The 15,541-nt window shown below is 63.1% G+C and carries 19 protein-coding genes; 12 read left to right on the top strand and 7 right to left on the bottom strand.

Annotated elements, in window-relative coordinates; genetic code table 11:
• Nucleotides 1–57: 57 nt before the first annotated feature.
• The 9 genes from AC3WLM_RS03220 to AC3WLM_RS03180 all read left to right on the top strand — a co-directional run bounded on the left by AC3WLM_RS03220 (nucleotide 58) and on the right by AC3WLM_RS03180 (nucleotide 5,672).
• Nucleotides 58–651 (top strand): hypothetical protein, encoded by a 594-nt coding sequence (locus AC3WLM_RS03220; RefSeq protein WP_039335203.1) that lies wholly within the window; start codon nucleotides 58–60, stop codon nucleotides 649–651.
• A 115-nt stretch (nucleotides 652–766) separates the two neighbouring features.
• Complete coding sequence (locus AC3WLM_RS03215; RefSeq protein WP_492476582.1) at nucleotides 767–1,321, top strand: hypothetical protein; 555 nt, start codon at nucleotides 767–769, stop codon at nucleotides 1,319–1,321.
• Between the two features lie 104 nt (nucleotides 1,322–1,425).
• Nucleotides 1,426–1,749 (top strand): DUF1476 domain-containing protein, encoded by a 324-nt coding sequence (locus AC3WLM_RS03210; RefSeq protein ID WP_039335200.1) that lies wholly within the window; start codon nucleotides 1,426–1,428, stop codon nucleotides 1,747–1,749.
• Nucleotides 1,749–1,982, top strand: coding sequence for a BolA family protein (locus tag AC3WLM_RS03205; protein WP_039335197.1), 234 nt, complete (start codon nucleotides 1,749–1,751; stop codon nucleotides 1,980–1,982). The genes AC3WLM_RS03210 and AC3WLM_RS03205 overlap by 1 nt, the downstream gene beginning before the upstream one ends.
• A gap of 24 nt (nucleotides 1,983–2,006) precedes the next feature.
• The gene (gene grxD, locus AC3WLM_RS03200) at nucleotides 2,007–2,330 is read left to right on the top strand and encodes a Grx4 family monothiol glutaredoxin (RefSeq protein ID WP_039335195.1); all 324 of its coding nucleotides are present in this window, start codon (nucleotides 2,007–2,009) and stop codon (nucleotides 2,328–2,330) included.
• A gap of 312 nt (nucleotides 2,331–2,642) precedes the next feature.
• Nucleotides 2,643–3,440, top strand: coding sequence for an NUDIX hydrolase (locus AC3WLM_RS03195; RefSeq protein WP_052242485.1), 798 nt, complete (start codon nucleotides 2,643–2,645; stop codon nucleotides 3,438–3,440).
• Nucleotides 3,441–3,510: 70 nt separating this feature from the next.
• Nucleotides 3,511–3,804: a hypothetical protein gene (locus tag AC3WLM_RS03190; RefSeq protein ID WP_492476581.1), complete on the top strand. Its 294-nt coding sequence runs from the start codon at nucleotides 3,511–3,513 to the stop codon at nucleotides 3,802–3,804.
• 23 nt (nucleotides 3,805–3,827) lie between these two features.
• Nucleotides 3,828–4,301, top strand: a complete 474-nt coding sequence (locus AC3WLM_RS03185; protein ID WP_492476580.1) for a hypothetical protein — start codon at nucleotides 3,828–3,830, stop codon at nucleotides 4,299–4,301.
• Between the two features lie 84 nt (nucleotides 4,302–4,385).
• Nucleotides 4,386–5,672: a metal-dependent hydrolase family protein gene (locus AC3WLM_RS03180; protein WP_492476579.1), complete on the top strand. Its 1,287-nt coding sequence runs from the start codon at nucleotides 4,386–4,388 to the stop codon at nucleotides 5,670–5,672.
• A 7-nt stretch (nucleotides 5,673–5,679) separates the two neighbouring features.
• On the opposite strand, the gene AC3WLM_RS03175 is transcribed toward AC3WLM_RS03180, so the two are convergent.
• Together AC3WLM_RS03175 and AC3WLM_RS03170 are read right to left on the bottom strand one after the other, a co-directional pair.
• A complete protein-coding gene (locus AC3WLM_RS03175; protein WP_492476578.1) occupies nucleotides 5,680–6,153 on the bottom strand; it encodes a hypothetical protein in 474 nt (157 codons plus the stop codon).
• On the bottom strand, nucleotides 6,150–6,530 hold the full coding sequence (locus tag AC3WLM_RS03170) for a winged helix-turn-helix domain-containing protein (protein ID WP_492478083.1): 381 nt from the start codon (nucleotides 6,528–6,530) through the stop codon (nucleotides 6,150–6,152). The genes AC3WLM_RS03175 and AC3WLM_RS03170 overlap by 4 nt, the downstream gene beginning before the upstream one ends.
• 66 nt (nucleotides 6,531–6,596) lie before the next feature.
• Between AC3WLM_RS03170 and AC3WLM_RS03165 the strand changes: the two genes are divergently transcribed.
• Nucleotides 6,597–7,733 carry an aminotransferase class I/II-fold pyridoxal phosphate-dependent enzyme gene (locus AC3WLM_RS03165; protein ID WP_492476577.1) on the top strand — a complete coding sequence of 379 codons (1,137 nt, stop codon included), beginning with the start codon at nucleotides 6,597–6,599 and terminating at the stop codon, nucleotides 7,731–7,733.
• Here the strand turns inward: AC3WLM_RS03165 and AC3WLM_RS03160 are convergent.
• From AC3WLM_RS03160 to AC3WLM_RS03145, 4 genes are all read right to left on the bottom strand, one after another.
• Nucleotides 7,730–8,770, bottom strand: coding sequence for an alcohol dehydrogenase family protein (locus tag AC3WLM_RS03160; RefSeq protein WP_492476576.1), 1,041 nt, complete (start codon nucleotides 8,768–8,770; stop codon nucleotides 7,730–7,732). The genes AC3WLM_RS03165 and AC3WLM_RS03160 overlap by 4 nt on opposite strands.
• 13 nt (nucleotides 8,771–8,783) lie before the next feature.
• Entirely contained in the window at nucleotides 8,784–10,010 is a 1,227-nt protein-coding gene (locus AC3WLM_RS03155; protein WP_492476575.1) for an acyl-CoA dehydrogenase family protein, read from the bottom strand.
• Between the two features lie 11 nt (nucleotides 10,011–10,021).
• Nucleotides 10,022–10,759, bottom strand: a complete 738-nt coding sequence (locus tag AC3WLM_RS03150) for an SDR family NAD(P)-dependent oxidoreductase (protein WP_039335182.1) — start codon at nucleotides 10,757–10,759, stop codon at nucleotides 10,022–10,024.
• Between the two features lie 119 nt (nucleotides 10,760–10,878).
• Entirely contained in the window at nucleotides 10,879–13,053 is a 2,175-nt protein-coding gene (locus AC3WLM_RS03145; protein ID WP_492478082.1) for a TonB-dependent receptor, read from the bottom strand.
• Here AC3WLM_RS03145 and AC3WLM_RS03140 point away from each other — a divergent pair.
• Nucleotides 12,944–13,339 carry a hypothetical protein gene (locus AC3WLM_RS03140; RefSeq protein ID WP_492476574.1) on the top strand — a complete coding sequence of 132 codons (396 nt, stop codon included), beginning with the start codon at nucleotides 12,944–12,946 and terminating at the stop codon, nucleotides 13,337–13,339. The two genes, AC3WLM_RS03145 and AC3WLM_RS03140, sit on opposite strands and share 110 nt — an antisense overlap.
• A 113-nt stretch (nucleotides 13,340–13,452) precedes the next feature.
• Nucleotides 13,453–14,502: an AraC family transcriptional regulator ligand-binding domain-containing protein gene (locus AC3WLM_RS03135; protein ID WP_052242470.1), complete on the top strand. Its 1,050-nt coding sequence runs from the start codon at nucleotides 13,453–13,455 to the stop codon at nucleotides 14,500–14,502.
• Here the strand turns inward: AC3WLM_RS03135 and AC3WLM_RS03130 are convergent.
• Nucleotides 14,484–15,452, bottom strand: coding sequence for a LysR family transcriptional regulator (locus AC3WLM_RS03130; RefSeq protein ID WP_062343604.1), 969 nt, complete (start codon nucleotides 15,450–15,452; stop codon nucleotides 14,484–14,486). The genes AC3WLM_RS03135 and AC3WLM_RS03130 overlap by 19 nt on opposite strands.
• Between the last annotated feature and the right edge of the window lie 89 nt (nucleotides 15,453–15,541).

Genomic DNA, 15,541 nt, shown 5'->3' with positions numbered 1-15,541 from the left:
ATCAGGCAATCCTTCATGCGTGGCGGGAAAGGCCCGCCGTTTTGAAGGATCTGAGCCATGAAGACTTTGCCCAAGGCCCTGGTCGGAACTGCTGCCGCCGCTGCGGTCGCGGTGTCTTCGGCCTCTCCCGCAGTTGCCCGAGACCATCGCGGCGGCATCGACGGGGGCGACATCATTGCAGGTGCGCTGGTGATCGGCGGCATTGCCGCGATCGCCGCTGCAGCAAGCAACAACAATAACCGCGACTATGACCGCTACGGTTATGGCGACGACTGGCGGGGCCGTGATGGCTGGAACGACGGGCGCTATCGCGATGGCTACTACGGCCGTGGCAACCCGCGCCAGGCGATCGAACAGTGCGTGCGCACTGCAGAGCGCAACGCCGCCCGCTACAGCTATGGCCGGGCCGACGTGACCGACGTCCGCGAGGTGCGGAACACGCGGTGGGGCTATGAGGTTCGCGGCCGCATCGCCGTGAACACGCGCGGTCGCGATTGGCGCGATGGCGACCGCTACTACGGCAACGGCTGGGGTGGCGACTATCGGGGCTGGAACAATTCCCTGCGCGGCTATGACAGCGGTTCGTTCAAGTGCAAGTTCGAACGGGGCCGGGTCGTCGACCTCGACTACAGCGGCATTCGCGGCCTCTGAAGCATAATAAGGCAGGCGGTTCAGGCATCGGAAAGCCTGGGCCGCCTAGCCTTGCAAGAATGACGGGCACCGACTGCTGGCCCATGGATCGGGGCAGGCGGTCGGTTGTGAAGGGATGATCATGGTGGGACGTTTTTCCAGGATTGCGATGGCGCTGGCTGCGCTGGCGACGACCGCACTGCCGGTTGCTGCCGAGGCGCATGGACGCTGGGATCGCGGCGGCTGGGGCGGGCGCGGATGGCACCGCGATCGCGGCGGCGTCGACGGCGGCGATGTGCTGGCCGGGCTGCTGATCATCGGCGGCATTGCGGCAATCGCGACCGCTGCGAGCAAGGCCGAGAAGAAGCGCAATTCCGGGGAGGATGATGGCTATCGCTATCGCCCCGAAGAGGATCGGCGCAACGACCCGCGAGACGTTCAGCGAGATGGGCAGCCCGATGACTGGCGGGACGACAGCCGGGCAGGCGTCGGTTCGCGCGGGTTGAACGACGCGGTCGATACCTGCGTCACCGAAGCCGAGCGGAAGGGCGAGGTGGACGAGGTCTACGACGCCACGCGCAATGGCGATGGCTATCGGGTGTCGGGCACGCTTCGCAATGGTGACAGCTTCTCCTGCGACGTGAGCCGCGAAGGCGGCGTGCTGCTCGACATTCGCCGCGGGCGGATCTGACTCCGCGCTGCCTGAGCCCCAGTGTTTCTTTTCGTGATGCCTTGCAGGGAACGCGCTCGCTGATTATCGGCTGGAGAAACCCTTTTACGAAGGATATCCGGCCGATGACCACGTTCGACGATCGCGAGAAGGCTTTTGAGGCCAAGTTCGCCCGTGACGAGGAAATGATGTTCCGCGTCCACGCCCGCCGCAACCGTCTGCTGGGCACCTGGGCGGCTGAGCGCATGGGCCTCGATGCGGCCGAAACCGAGGCTTATGCCAAGTCGGTCGTGCAGGCCGATTTCGAGGAAGCCGGTGACGAGGACGTGATCCGCAAGCTGCTGGGCGATCTGGTTTCGGCCGGCATCGAAACCGACGAAGCGGAAATCCGCGCGGCGATGGAAGCCAAGCAGGTCGACGCCCGCCGCCAGCTGATGGGCGAAGCCTGATGGCAATGCCTGCGGCCGAGATCGAGGCGATGATCCGTGCGGCCTTGCCGGACGCCGAGGTCGAGATCACGGACCTTGCGGGCGACGGCGATCACTATGCCGCGCGTGTCACGTCTGCCGCCTTTGCCGGCCTGAGCCGTGTCAAGCAGCACAAGCTGGTCTATGATGCGCTTGGCGGGCGCATGGGCGGCGAGCTCCATGCCTTGCAACTGACCACTGCCGTTCCCAACTGAGGGCGGAAAGGAAACTCATCCACCATGTCGACCGAGCAGCGCATCTCCGAAATCGTCAACGGCAACGACGTCGTCCTGTTCATGAAGGGCACGCCGCTGTTTCCGCAGTGCGGCTTCTCCAGCAAGGCCATTGCCATCCTCGAGCATCTGGGCGTCGAATACGCCTCGGTTGACGTACTGCAGGACATGGAAATCCGCAGCGGCATCAAATCCTACTCCGACTGGCCGACGATCCCGCAGCTCTACGTCAAGGGCGAGTTCGTGGGCGGATCGGACATCATGATGGAGATGTTCCAGGCTGGCGAATTGCAGCAGCTGATGGAAGATTCGGGCGTCAAGGCCGCCTGATCCCCTGAGACTTCGGCATTTCATGAGGCGCGGTCGGCAATGCCGGTCGCGTCTTTTTTTTGTGCTCTACCGGTTTCTGGGAGGTCCCGGGAGAGGCGGAGCCATAGAGACCGGGGGGACTGGCTCCGCCTCGAGAAGAAGCTACTCTTCGGGACATGATGACCTAAGCATTCTTCGTGCCAGTTTGCGGAAAGGGCCTGTTTTTCGGGATTCTCTGTGCCTGATACCATCAGGCTGAAGCGGCGAATGTAAAGTGATCCGACACTTTCTCGAGACTTGGCAAGCGCGCTCGGGCGGGACATGATCGCCAGGATGGAAACGCATGATATCGAGCCCGAAAACTGGCTGAGCAAGACCACTCCGGCGGCAACCGTCATCATCTTTCGGCATGCTCCTGCCGGTGGCGCGCCACAGATTCTCATGGTGGAGCGCAATGCCAGCCTGAAGTTTGCAGGGGGCGCCACCGTCTTTCCAGGCGGCAAGATCGATCCATCGGACTTTTCACTGGCGGAAAGCCTGGGGCAGAGCGCTGGGGGAGACCTAGGCGATCTGGCGGCGCGAGTGGCTGCTGTCCGCGAAACCCTGGAAGAGACCGGCCTGGTGGTTGGAATTTCGGGCGAGGTCGATGGCAGGCTTGCGGCCGAAGCGCGACGCATGCTGATCTCAGGCGGTGATCTTGCGCCGGTACTGGCAGAGTTTGGCTGGGAGCTTGAGATTGATCGGCTGGTGCCCTTCGCTCGCTGGTGGCCGAAACACAGGACTGAAAGAATTTTCGACACCCGCTTCTATCTCGCTGATCTGGGCACCGGGGCGGTCGATATCGAGGTTGATGCCACCGAGAACCGGCACCTCTTCTGGGCAAGTGCGCGCGAAGCGCTCGATCTTGCCGAAGAAGGCAAGATCAAGGTCATCTTTCCGACGCGACGGAATCTTGAACGCCTGGCTTTGTTCGGCAACTTCGACGAAGCGCGCAATCATGCCGAGACGACACCGATCGGCACGATCAGTCCGTTTGTGGAAGAGCGGGAGGGGCGTCGCTGGCTAATGATCCCGGACGGGTTGGGTTACCCGGTCCGTGGCGAACCGCTCGAAATGGCGCAACGGGGCTAAGCGTAAATCCCTAGGTTTGTGGTGAGCTGTCGTTGGTGGCCTCATGGCAGAGTGTTGCCGAGGAGCCACCATGTCGGGATCGCCGGTACTGTCTGCCAAACTGCCTTCAGGTGTTGCGGAGAACATCGCGCCGACCTTGGCGGTGCCGCGACCGGCGCGCCAAGAAGACGCGCCGGTTCGTTCACCTGTCCATCAGTTGCAGGAAGAGCTGATAGCCGGGCGATTCGGGCAGACGGAGGGTGATTCGCCAACGGAAAGTGCCTCGGGCTGGGTTCGCCTCGGGCTGCCGCTGGCGTTGTCGGTCCTGCTATGGACTGTAATTTTTGGATTTATTCAGATCATTTTTGGACCTTTCGTGCCGTAACGAATTGTTGAGAGGCTTGGGCAATGATCCTGCGCATGCGTAGCCCACTCGACATGCTGACCCCTGGTCAGATTTCCCGCACCGCCCGTGTTGCGGCAGTAGCCAGCGCGGTTGCGCTCGGCTTCGGTTATGTGACGGACCAGCTCAGCGTGACGACAGCCGGTGTCGGCTCGTTCTTCCTCGCGTGCTCCCTGCTATTGGCGGCGCCACGCCAACGCGCGACCGAGCTGCTTGGCGCTGCGACCGTATGGCAGTGCTTTGCCGAATTCCTGTCGACCGTGCAGAGCGGGCAATTCGCCATGTGGCGTCTTGGCGTATCGATCGCGACGCTGGGTTGCGTGATGGCCGTGATCCGTGTGCAACACTTGCGCGATCTTACCCGCCAAAGTCCTGACATACAGCTCCAGCATCTCGATCGTCGGACCATAAATGGCATGGGTATTTTGCCTCGGACCGACGCGCAGCTTGCAGAACTGCGGCACGAGGAAGCGGCCTGAACCCGGATTGAGGAAAAAGGACGGCGCAGATTGTTGCCGCTCCTTGTTGCGCAGGTATGATGGCGCCATTCGAAAGGATGGCGAATGCGGATTGTCCTACAGGTTCTTGCTGCTGCCCTGACGCTGACCGTTGCGGCTCCTTCGTTTGCCGGCGAGCGTTCCGACGCGCTGACCCTGTTGCGGCCTGACGCCGTATTCGACGGTGAGACCGCAGTGCTGCGCAAGGGCTGGGCGGTTCTGGTAAGGGGCAACCGCATAGAAGCGGTCGGTCCTGACATTGTCGCGCCAGTCGAGGCTTCGGTCATTGCGCTGCCAGGCACCACCTTGATGCCGGGCATGATCGAGGGGCACTCGCACCTGTTCCTGCACCCCTACAACGAAAGGCCGTGGGACGATCAGGTCCTGCATGAGTCTCTGGCGCTGCGTACGGCGCGCGCCACGGTTCACGCGCGGGTGACCTTGATGGCGGGCTTCACCACGGTGCGCGATCTCGGCACCGAAGGCGCTGGCTATGCCGATGTCGGATTAAAGCAGGCGATCGAGCAGGGAATCGTGCCCGGGCCACGCATGCTGGTGGCGACGCGCGCCATCGTTGCGCCGGGGGGCTATGGTCCCAGAGGGTTCGAGCCGGGGGTGACGGTGCCGCTTGGTGCGGAGGAGGCTGGCGGGCCAGACCTGATCAATGCCGTGCGGCGGCAGATCGGCGCCGGGGCGGACCTGGTGAAGGTCTATGCCGATTATCGCTGGGGACCTGGCGAACCGAGCAGGCCAACCTTTACGGAAGCGGAGCTTAAAACTGTGGTGGAGGCTGCGCACGGTGCCGGACGGCAGGTTGTCGCCCACGCCAGCACGGCAGAGGGGATGCGTCGTGCCGTCGCAGCCGGTGTCGACACGATCGAGCATGGCGACGAAGGGACGCCTGACGTGTTCGCGGCGATGAAGGCCAAGGGCGTGGGCTTCTGTCCGACGCTTGCCGCAGGCGATGCGATTGCACGCTATCGCGGATGGAATGGTGAGGCGCCGGTGCCCAAGGGCGTGCAGGAGGGGTTCGAGGCCCTCGCCAAGGCGCGCAAGGCCGGGGTCGCCATCTGCATGGGCGGAGACGTCGGCGTTTACGCCCATGGCGACAACGCGCGGGAAGCCGAACTGATGGTGAAGGGGGGCATGACGCCCGCCGAAGTGGCAATCGCAGCGACATCGGGCAACGCGAAGATGTTTGGCATCGGTGACCGGCTGGGCAGCGTGAAGACGGGAATGCTGGCCGATCTGGTGGCGGTCGAGGGTAATCCGCTCACCGACATTACCGCGATCCGCAAGGTATCGCTGGTGATGAAGGACGGCGTGCTGTGGAAGGGGCCCGTGGGGCGCTAGGTAGTTATCAAGGCTTCTGGGCCAGCAATCTGGCGGCATGCGATGGCCTTATGGCGAGCAAGTAGCCAATTTCGTCCGATGTGATGTCCGGTCGTTCACGTTTCAGCTCGTGAGCGGTGGCCACCAATGCGTGGCAGTTCGGATCCAGGAAGTGTGCAACCTGTCCGCATTCACGTTCCAGTCGTAGCACCGCGCCAAACTCAAGAAAGTCTTCAGGCCAGATAGCATCCGTGACGATCCGTGCCGCATCCTCGGCATCAATGCGCTTCAGGCAGAAATTGTCATGAACTCTTTCTTCTTGCGCGATCATCCAGAACTGTTGGCATTGGTTGCACCGGGACATGTAGAGCCACCATTGCAGGCCCCCGTGTTCGACAACAAGATCGAGCGAACCGAGCACTTCCTCGTCTCGCTCAGAGCCTATGCCAATGACTGCCAGGTTGCCGAGTTCTGCGCAGCGGCAATTCGTGTGCGATTTCAAGTCCTGTCACCTTTACGGCTTGCCTTCGGTTCCGCCAGGAGCGCCTCGGCGAGGGCCAGATAAGCTGCGCATTCGGAGCTTCCTTGCAGGCGTTTTTGCAGCGCCCGGTAGTGGTGCAGAACGGCAATGCCCAGTGCTGTCAGTTTGGCTCCACCGCCTTTGGCTTTGCCGGGAGCGGTCTCGACCAGGGGTTCGCGCCAGCAGCGGTTCATGGCGTCGACCAGCAGCCACGCGCGGCGGTAGCTCATGTCCATGGCGCGCGCGGCGCCGGAAATGGAACCTTCGCGGTCAATCGCATCAAGCAGGTCGGCCTTGCCGGGACCCATCGCGATCTCGTTGCCGCAGTAGAGCTGGATCTTCAGTTTGAGGCGCTGCATCGGAGGCAGGTTATCGGCGCGGCCGGCAGGGTTGCAACTTGTTTCGGCGGTAACTAGCACGCTGCCATGATCGCCGAAGTCGAACCGTTTCACGCCATCGCCGTTTCCCGCATCGCGCACGATATGGAGGCAGCGGGCGCCAGTGTCATCCACATGGAGTTCGGCCAGCCTTCGACTGGCGCTCCGGCCAAGGCGATTGCGCTGGCGCACGCGGTGCTGGACAGCGAGGCGATGGGCTATTGGGAAAGCGTGGCCCTGAAGGACCGCATCGCCCTGAGCTATGCCGAGAACTATGGCGTGACGGTGGAGCGTGAGCAGGTGATCCTGACGTGCGGTGCTTCGCCAGCGTTCGTCATGGCGTTGTCCTGCCTGTTCCGGCCGGGTGCGCGCATTGCTCTGGCCCGGCCGGGCTATGTTGCCTACCGCAATTCGCTGAAAGCCATGTACCTCGAGCCGGTCGAGATGGATTGCGGCCCGGCAGAGCGGTTTCAGGTCACCGCTGCCGCTGTCGAAGCGCTTGATCCGGTGCCCGATGGGCTGATCGTGGCGAGCCCGGCCAATCCGACGGGGACGATCATAGAGCCGGCAGAACTGGCCGCGATCGCAGAGGTCTGTCGCCGGAAGGGTATCAAGGTCATCTCCGACGAAATATACCACGGGCTGAGCTACGGCGCGAAGGCGGCGTCCATGCTCGAGCATCTGCCCGACGCAGTGATCGTCAATTCGTTCTCGAAATACTTCAGCATGGCCGGGTGGCGGCTCGGCTGGCTGGTCGTGCCGGCCTCGCTCATCGACGCGGCGCGGGCGCGGATGGGCAGCCTTTTCCTGACGCCGCCGGTCCTGGCGCAGAAGGCTGGTCTCATGGCGTTCGAGTGTCGTGACGAGCTGGACGGGCATGTCGAGACATATGCGCGGAACCGCGCGATCCTGCTGGAGGCACTGCCTCTCATGGGGCTTGGGCGCATCGCCCCGCCCGATGGCGCGTTCTACATCTATGCCGATGCCAGCGACTTCACCGACAACAGCCTGGCGCTGTGCGAGGAGCTGTTGCGCGATACGGGCGTTGCGACCGCGCCGGGGATCGACTTCGATCCGGTCAACGGCAAACGCTTCATCCGCTTCAGCTTCGCGGTTTCGACGCCTCTGGTGGAAGAGGCGATGCGCCGGATCGGGCCCTGGTTCGCGGCACGGCGCAAAGGCTAATCCGGGGTCAGCACCATCTTGAGCGCACCTGCCTCGCGCGCTTCGAACAGGCGGTAGGCTTCGGCGCCCTGTGACAGCGGCAAGCGGTGGCTGATGTAGCGTTCTGGCTTGAGGCGGCCCGAGGCGACCAGCGGGAACAGCGCCGGCAGTTCCTCGGGCACGGAGCAGGTGCCGACGCGGAAGGTAAGACCGCCAGCAAAGGCGCGTTCAAGCGGGAAGGGGAAGCGTCGCGACTGCTGGACGCCGATCACCGAGACAGTGCCGCGCACGCGCACCAGACGCAGCGCCATGTCCACCGTGGCATCGGCGCCCACGACTTCGACAACGCAGTCCAGCCGCTTGCCGTGCGTGTCTTCCTTTATCCGCGCAGCGGCCTCGTCCGGGTGCAGGGCAATTGCGCCGAGGCTTTCGGCAATTGCGCGGCGCTCGGGCACCGGATCGATCGCGTAGACGACATGCGCACCCATGACGAAGGCGCTTTCCACCACCATCAGGCCAATCGGGCCGAGGCCGATCACGCCGACTGACGAGCCAGGGCGGATGTCAGCCTGCCGCGCGCCGAACCATGCGGTGGCGAGGGCATCGGTCATCATCAGAGCCTGATCGGTGCTGATCCCGTCCGGGATCGCAACGGCATTGCCATCGGCGGCAGGCACGCGCACCGCTTCGGCCTGGGAGCCCTGGAGTTTTGCCGAAAGGCCGTAGCAGCCCGATCCGTTGTTCTCGCAAGTGTTGACGACGCCTGCGAGGCATGAGCGGCAGGCGCCGCAACCGACTGCCGCCGGGATCATCACCTTCTGGCCGACCTTCAGGCGATGGACGCCGCGGCCCACCTCGACCACTTCACCCACGGCTTCGTGGCCGACACAGAAGCCGACGTCTTCAGAGAAGCCGTGGCCATGGTAGATATGCAGGTCGGAGCCACAGATCGAGCAGGCATCGACCTTGACGATGGCATCGCGATCCGAGTGCAACGCGGGGTCGTCCATGCTTTCGTGGCGGATGTCGCGTGCGCCGTAATAACGCAGGGCTTTCATGGCTGCGGCTCCTTCAACGGGCGTTCGAGGCGACGTATTCGGCGATCTTGAGCTTGCCCAGCTGGCTCATGTGGACTTCCTCCGGCCCGTCGGTGAGGCGGACGTAGCGGTTGAGCGTGAAGAAATAGGCCATCGGGCCGTCCTCGCTGACGCCCATGCCGCCGTGGACCTGGATCGCGCGGTCAGCGACCTGCTGCGCCATCGAGGGAGCGACGACCTTGATCGCGGCGATCAGGTCTCGCGCTTCCTTGTTGCCCTTGCGATCCATCGCGTCGGCAGCCTTGAGCGTGAGCAGCCGCGCCATCTCCACTTGGCAGAACGAGCGGGCGACGTCCTGCCGCACGCTCGACTGGTCGGCCAGTTTCTTGCCGAAGGCGACACGGCTGTCGGCGCGGCGGGCCATCCATTCGAGCGCGCGCTGAGCCTGGCCGATCGAGCGCATGCAGTGATGGATGCGGCCCGGCCCGAGGCGGCCCTGGGCGATCTCGAAGCCGCGTCCTTCGCCCAGAATCATATTTGCGCGGGGCACGCGGACGTTGTCAAAGCGCAGCTCGACCTCGCCGCCCGGTGAATTGTGCGAGCCGAAGACCTTGAGGTGGCGGACCACGGTGACTCCCGGCGTATTGCGCGGAACGAGGATCTGCGAGTGCTGGCTGTGGCGCGGTCCGTCGAAGAAGGTCTTGCCCATGACGATCATGAGTTCGCAGCGGGGGTGCATGGCATTGGAAATCCACCACTTGCGCCCGTTGATCACGTAGTCATCGCCATCGGGAATGATCGAGAGTTCAAGGTTGGTGGCGTCGGACGAGGCCACCTGCGGTTCGGTCATCACATAGGCGGAACGGATCGTGCCTTCGAGGAGCGGGCGCAGCCAGCGCTCCTGCTGTTCGGGACTGCCGAACTTGGCGAGGACTTCCATGTTGCCGGTATCGGGCGCAGAGCAGTTGAACACCTGGCTGGACCACGGCACGCGGCCCATGACTTCGGCCAGAGGCGCATATTCAAGGTTGGTGAGGCCGGGCGACCACGCACCATATTCGTGAGGGAGGAACAGGTTCCACAGGCCGGCCGCGCGGGCCTTTTCCTTGAGCGGTTCCATCCCCGGCCATTCGGCCCAGAGATTCTGCTGGTCATGGACGAAGTCGTAATAGTCCTGCTCGGCCGGATAGACGTGTTCGTCCATGAAGGCTTCGAGGCGGGCTAAGAGGTCCTTGACCTTGTCGGTATGTTCGAAGTGCATCCGGCAATCTTTCAGAGCGAGAGGCCGCCGTCGACCACGAGGGTGTGGCCGGTGACGTAAGAGGCAAGCGGGGAGGCGAGGAAGATTGCGGCACCTGCCATGTCGGCAGGAGTGCCCATCCGGCGCTGCGGAATGCTGGCAAGGGCCCCTTCGAGGCGCTGCGGGTGGGCGGTGGTGACCTTGGTCAGCTTTGTATCGACCAGACCGGGGGCGAGGCCATTGACGCGGATGCCCTCGGCAGCGAGCGCCTGCCCCAGTGTCTTGGTCAGGCTGATCGCGCCGGCCTTGGACGCGGCATAGGCCGGGTTGCCGATATTGGCCTTGAGACCGGAGATCGAGCTGACGACGATGATCGAGCCGTTGCTTTCGCCAAGCCGCGCGCGGAACTTCATCGAACAGTGCATTACGCTGTCGAGATTGACGGCCATGACCTTGTCCCAGCCCTCCCGCGCAAACTCGCCGCGCTTGTAGACCACCGTGCCCTGGCAGAGGACGAGCACGTCGAGGCTGGAGTAAGGAAAAGGGGCTGCCGCGATGGCATCGGGATTGCCGACATCGACGCAGGTGTAACCGAGACCGGAGAGATCAGACCCATCGGCAGGATCATAGTCTTCTGCGCCAGGCCGGGTTCCCCAGACGTGGACTGCGGCGCCGCGTGCACGAAAGGCTTGTGCGATGCCGTTGCCAATGCCGCTGGAGCCGCCAACGACAAGGACATGCCTGCCGGTGAAGTCTGTATCGTCGATCATCGCTCTCCCTTTCGGCCGCTGCATGCGACTCTGTGCAATCAGCTTAACGGTCCGGTCGCCACGCAAAAGACCCTCGCTGTCTTCCGAAAGCGAGGGTCTTTGCATCCATTCCTGCAACGTCAGAACGAGGCGCGGACGCGGATGCCGTAGGTGCGAGGCGCTCCGGGATAGGCGTTCTGATCGCCGGTCTGGAGCGGGGTGGGGAATGACTGGGTGAACCAGGTCTTGTCGAACAGGTTCTGCACCCAGCCTTCGATCAGCAGGCCGGTCTTCGGCAGCTTGAACCCGAGGTTGGCGTTGACCAGGGTGACCGGTCCCTGTTCAGCCGTAGTCGCGGTGCTGATCAGCTGGCGGCTCTGATACTGTGCCTGCACGCGAGCCAGCACACTGAGGTTGTCGTTGATCGGCTGATCGAGGTTCAGCGTGGCGTTGCCAGAGAACTTCGGGCTGAAGCGGAAACGCGAGTCCGACAGGACCGGGTCGATGTTGCTATCCTTCCCGTACTGGGCATGCGGGATCCACGTACCATCGAGGCCGAGCGTCAGGCTGTCGGTGATCTGGAACAGGTTCTCGATCTCGAGACCGTAGTCCTTCGCCGACTTGGCATTGAGCACTGTGAAGCGCAGCCCGATGAACTGCGCGATCTGGAGGTCGGACAGGTCATAGTAGAAGAACGCGATGTTGGTGCGGGCCCGTCCATCAAGGTACTGGAACTTGCCGCCGACTTCGAAGGCGTTGACCTTCTCCGGCTTGTAGCGCGGGTTCAGCGGTGCCTGTGCTGGTGCATTGCCGAAGAAGCCGATGCGGATTGCGGCAGGCAGGGCATTGTAGACAGCGGCGTTGTTGATCAGCGTGCCTGCCGCATTGACGTCCATGTTGACGCCGCCCGCCTTGAAGCCGCGGTTGTACGTCGCATAGAGCATGATGTCGTCAGTCGGACGGTACTGGACGCCGAGGGTGCCCGAGAGCGCCTTGTTGGTCGTCGTGGCGTCGTATGCCGGCGATGGGGCGATACCGAGCAGGGTGAATACATCCGTCGGGATCGGGCGATAGAAGGCGTTGTTGAAGAAGCCGCGCTTCTTCTCGATCGAGTAGCGCACACCAGCAATGACGTTGAACTTGTCGTTCACCGCGAAATCGAGGTGGGCGAAGCCTGCGTAGGACTTGGCCGTGCCGCCCATGCGCTCGGTGGTCCATGTACCGGGGGCAGCGTATGCAGTGCCCGGGGCGACGCCGAGGCTGGCGAAGATCGCATCCCAGTAGAACTGCGCCTGGTTCGCCCATGGCAGGCTGCGGCCCATCTTGAGCTTCTCGTCCGAGAAGAACAGTCCGAAGACTGCCTCGGCGTTGAGCGCCGGAATCTTCGTGTTGTAGGTCAGTTCCTGCGAGATGAAGCGGCTGGAGAAGCTTTCATTGTACCGGAAGATGTCGGCGCCCGAGAAATCGGGGTCGAGATCGCGCTGGTCGACGGTGAACTGGCGCACTGCCGTGACCGACTTCAGCGTGCCTTCGCCGACCTGTGCGTCGATCAGCATGGTTCCGCCGTAATCCTCGATCTCCTGCTGGCCATTGCCATTCAGGGTCTGCTCGAACTTCGAGGGATCGCGGGCAGGAAGCTTGCGACCGGTCGGCGTCATCGACGAGGCCGGGATCAGGCCGGCAAGCACGCCAAGGAACTGCTGGCTGCTGGCTGGCTGGTAGAGCGTCAGCAGATCGATGATCGGCTGGGTGGGACCGTCGATGAAGGCCGAGGTGGCGTAGCAGCAGTTGCCCTGGCTGTGCGAGTAGTCGCCAATCAGGCGGACGGTGAGGTTCTCGCTCGGCTCGAACAGCAGCTGCGCCTTGACCGCTCGGGTCTTGTTGTCGTTGAGGCTCTGGCCGGTGGTGCTGTCGGTGAAGAAGCCATCGGCCGACGAGGCGAGCCCGGCGATGCGGAATGCAACCTTGTCCGAGAGTGGAGCATTGACGGCGCCGCGGGCAATCAGGGTGTCGTAATTTCCGTAGGTCACTTCAACGGCGCCATTGACGTCGTTGAGCGAGGGTGATGCCGAGGCGAGCAACAGGGCGCCGGCGGTGGTGTTCTTGCCGAACAGGGTCCCCTGCGGGCCGCGCAGCACCTGAAGGTTGTCGATGTCGAGGAAGTTCTGCAGCGCCGCTGCCGCGCGGGTGCGATAGACCCCATCGATGAAGACGCCGACCGAGCCTTCGAACGAGCGGCTGTTTCCGGTCGTGCCCAGACCACGGATGATGAGGTTCGCGCTCGAGGTTGCGATGTTGGTGACGCGGAAGCTGATAGAGGGGCTGATGGCCTGGATGTTCGCGACGTTCTCGACGCGCGCCTGGGCGAGTGTTTTCGGCGTTGGCCGCAGTTATCGCGATCGGCACGTCCTGAAGATTCTCGGTCCTGCGCTGTGCCGTTACGATGATCTCGGCAAGGCCGGGGGCAGATTGCTCTTCGGCCTGCTGGGCGTGCGCCAGGTTCGGCAAAGTGACCGAAGCCGCGATTGCGGCCAGTGCTGCGTTACGCAAGTACAATGCTTTCAAGGCTGCCTCCCATGCGCCGCCTTGTGGCGGCTGTAATTGGTGTTCCAGACGCTGTCCCGGACTGGACAGAAGCTGACTGCAGCGGCATTGTGCGTTTAATCGTTTAATTGATCTTGACGGATCGCGGCACAGTATTGTCAGATTGCATCATGATGGAATCGGAAAGCGGTCTCGCTCATGCCAGCGCCATGCGCCAGTTCGCCCACTTCGCGGAAGTGTCGGGGCTCGATCTGAGGAGCCTTTGCCCTCCCGACGTCTTTGCCCACGTGGAACAGGCGAACGAGGCGGAATGGCTGCCGGCAAGTGCGCACGTAGACGTTCTGCAGGCTGCCGCGATCGCATCCGGCCGCGATGATCTTGGCGTGGCCTTCTCCATGTGGTGCAATGTGCGCGGCTTCGGCCCGATCAGCCTGCTTTGGGATCATTGCACCACGCTTGACGAGGCGACACGGATAACGCGACGCTACATGCACCTCGAAAGTGCGGCGATGCGTTCGAGCACGGATATTACCGGGCATGAGGCGGCCTTGCGCCATGTTCTCATGGTGCCTGCGCGGTTTGGCGGCTCGCAATTCCTGCAGGCCACGCTGACACTCCAATTACGCATCACGCGGATGCTCCTTGGTGAGGAATGGACGCCGATCAGGCTGGAGCTGGATCATCCCGCGCCGCAGAGTTGGCGGTATCATCAGGCGGTGTTTCGTTGTCCGATCGAGTTCGGGTCGGATCGCTGTGCGCTGGTCTTCCGCAAGTCGGATCTGCATCGGCCTTCGCAGCGGGCCAATCCCAACATGGTTCGCTACCTTGAAAAGCAGTTGGCCCAGGCCGATAGCCAATGGCCGGGCGATCTCATGCAGCAGGTGCGCTACTTCATCGCCACCAACCTGACGGAGCGGCGGGCAAACCTGCCGCATGTTGCCGGGCTTGCCGGCCTTTCTCCGCAGAGCCTCCAGCGCCGCCTTGCCGAAAGGGGCACGAGCTTCGCAGTGATTCTCGAACAGGTGCGAAAGCATACTGCCGACGAATACTTTCGCACCGCCCGACGACCCAACCTGACCGAACTTTCGCATCGCCTCGGCTATACCGACGCCAGCGCGGCAAGCCGCTTCCTGCGTCAGCATATGTCCACCGGCGCGCGAGCCCTTATGGCGCAAACGCGCCCGCGCAAGGCACCCGATGGTCAGTCGGCAAATGCCTGAGGCACAAGGGATTCTGCAATTTTCCAGAGCTGCATCTCGCTTGCCGCGCGCATTTGACGGTTGCTTCGCAGCACCGCCAGCTCGGTGAGGATGGAAAGGCCCGCGACGGGTCGATAAACGACGTTTCCGTGATCCTTCGGGCGAAATTGCGCGATGGAGATCGCCGGAATGCGATATTCGCGGCAATATCGTTCCAGCGCAAAGGCGTGTGCTTCGGGCGGGAGGAAGCCCGTTGCCCCGGCAGCCGCAAGCCACGTCGATATCGGTTGATACAGGCTCTTGCCGTGCAGCGGGGCGAGCATCGCGATGACCGATCCGGACAAAGCTGCCTGCGGCACGACGTCGAACCGGGCGAGAGGGTGCTCTTGCGGAATGGCCAGGCCGATCGGTTCGCGGCTGAGAGTCAGGCGAGGCAAACCATCCGGAATTTCAAGTTCGCCGCATTGCTGGCGGGCCATGTCGGCCAAATACTTGTCGTGAGGCACGACGGCGGCAACCACCATGGCAAGATCGACGGTGCCCTTGATCAGCCCCTCGCAAAGCGAATAGGCAAAATCGTTGTCCACCCGCAGCGATATGTCCGGAAGCTCGCGCGCGATCGCCGATAGCAGCGCTCCGTGCTGAGGCAGTTCGAACGTATAGATTGGCGCGCCGAGGACGATCCGGCGATCAGGGCGATCCCGCCAAGCGGCAAGTTGGGCGGCGAAGGCATCGGCTTGGGCGACGAAGGTACCGGCCTGGTCGAGCAGTGCCGTGCCAACGGGCGATAGCTGGACCGCGCGCGTAGTCCGGTCGAACAGGCGCTGGCCGATCTGTTCCTCGAGCTTGCGGATCTGTGCCGAAAGGCTGGGCTGCGTCAGGTTCATGCGCTTCGCCGCACGGCCGAAGCTCAATTCCTGCGCAAGAGCGAGGAAGCACCGGATAGCTTTCAGATCGACATCGGGCTGCATGAGCTCGATATATTCGAATACCCTATAAATCGAAAGATTAAATCGATTGGACGGTGCGGTCCGGCGCTTTTAGCTTGGCGGGAAAAAGC

This window comes from Novosphingobium sp. FW305-C-30-35 (genome assembly GCF_058783135.1).
The sequence above is the reverse complement of the archived record's forward strand: the minus strand, read 5'-3'. Positions and strand labels throughout refer to the sequence as shown.

What these genes read in the sequence shown, in the direction of transcription:
- AC3WLM_RS03170 (WP_492478083.1), bottom strand. Translation starts at nt 6,530, where the DNA reads ATGCAGCGCCTCAAACTGAAGATCCAGCTCTACTGCGGCAACGAGATC.
- AC3WLM_RS03135 (WP_052242470.1), top strand. Translation starts at nt 13,453, where the DNA reads ATGATGGAATCGGAAAGCGGTCTCGCTCATGCCAGCGCCATGCGCCAG.
- AC3WLM_RS03205 (WP_039335197.1), top strand. Translation starts at nt 1,749, where the DNA reads ATGGCAATGCCTGCGGCCGAGATCGAGGCGATGATCCGTGCGGCCTTG.
- AC3WLM_RS03180 (WP_492476579.1), top strand. Translation starts at nt 4,386, where the DNA reads ATGCGGATTGTCCTACAGGTTCTTGCTGCTGCCCTGACGCTGACCGTT.
- AC3WLM_RS03185 (WP_492476580.1), top strand. Translation starts at nt 3,828, where the DNA reads ATGATCCTGCGCATGCGTAGCCCACTCGACATGCTGACCCCTGGTCAG.
- AC3WLM_RS03165 (WP_492476577.1), top strand. Translation starts at nt 6,597, where the DNA reads ATGATCGCCGAAGTCGAACCGTTTCACGCCATCGCCGTTTCCCGCATC.
- AC3WLM_RS03140 (WP_492476574.1), top strand. Translation starts at nt 12,944, where the DNA reads ATGAAGACGCCGACCGAGCCTTCGAACGAGCGGCTGTTTCCGGTCGTG.
- AC3WLM_RS03155 (WP_492476575.1), bottom strand. Translation starts at nt 10,010, where the DNA reads ATGCACTTCGAACATACCGACAAGGTCAAGGACCTCTTAGCCCGCCTC.
- AC3WLM_RS03215 (WP_492476582.1), top strand. Translation starts at nt 767, where the DNA reads ATGATCATGGTGGGACGTTTTTCCAGGATTGCGATGGCGCTGGCTGCG.
- AC3WLM_RS03195 (WP_052242485.1), top strand. Translation starts at nt 2,643, where the DNA reads ATGGAAACGCATGATATCGAGCCCGAAAACTGGCTGAGCAAGACCACT.
- AC3WLM_RS03130 (WP_062343604.1), bottom strand. Translation starts at nt 15,452, where the DNA reads ATGCAGCCCGATGTCGATCTGAAAGCTATCCGGTGCTTCCTCGCTCTT.
- AC3WLM_RS03150 (WP_039335182.1), bottom strand. Translation starts at nt 10,759, where the DNA reads ATGATCGACGATACAGACTTCACCGGCAGGCATGTCCTTGTCGTTGGC.
- AC3WLM_RS03220 (WP_039335203.1), top strand. Translation starts at nt 58, where the DNA reads ATGAAGACTTTGCCCAAGGCCCTGGTCGGAACTGCTGCCGCCGCTGCG.
- AC3WLM_RS03190 (WP_492476581.1), top strand. Translation starts at nt 3,511, where the DNA reads ATGTCGGGATCGCCGGTACTGTCTGCCAAACTGCCTTCAGGTGTTGCG.
- grxD (WP_039335195.1), top strand. Translation starts at nt 2,007, where the DNA reads ATGTCGACCGAGCAGCGCATCTCCGAAATCGTCAACGGCAACGACGTC.
- AC3WLM_RS03210 (WP_039335200.1), top strand. Translation starts at nt 1,426, where the DNA reads ATGACCACGTTCGACGATCGCGAGAAGGCTTTTGAGGCCAAGTTCGCC.
- AC3WLM_RS03160 (WP_492476576.1), bottom strand. Translation starts at nt 8,770, where the DNA reads ATGAAAGCCCTGCGTTATTACGGCGCACGCGACATCCGCCACGAAAGC.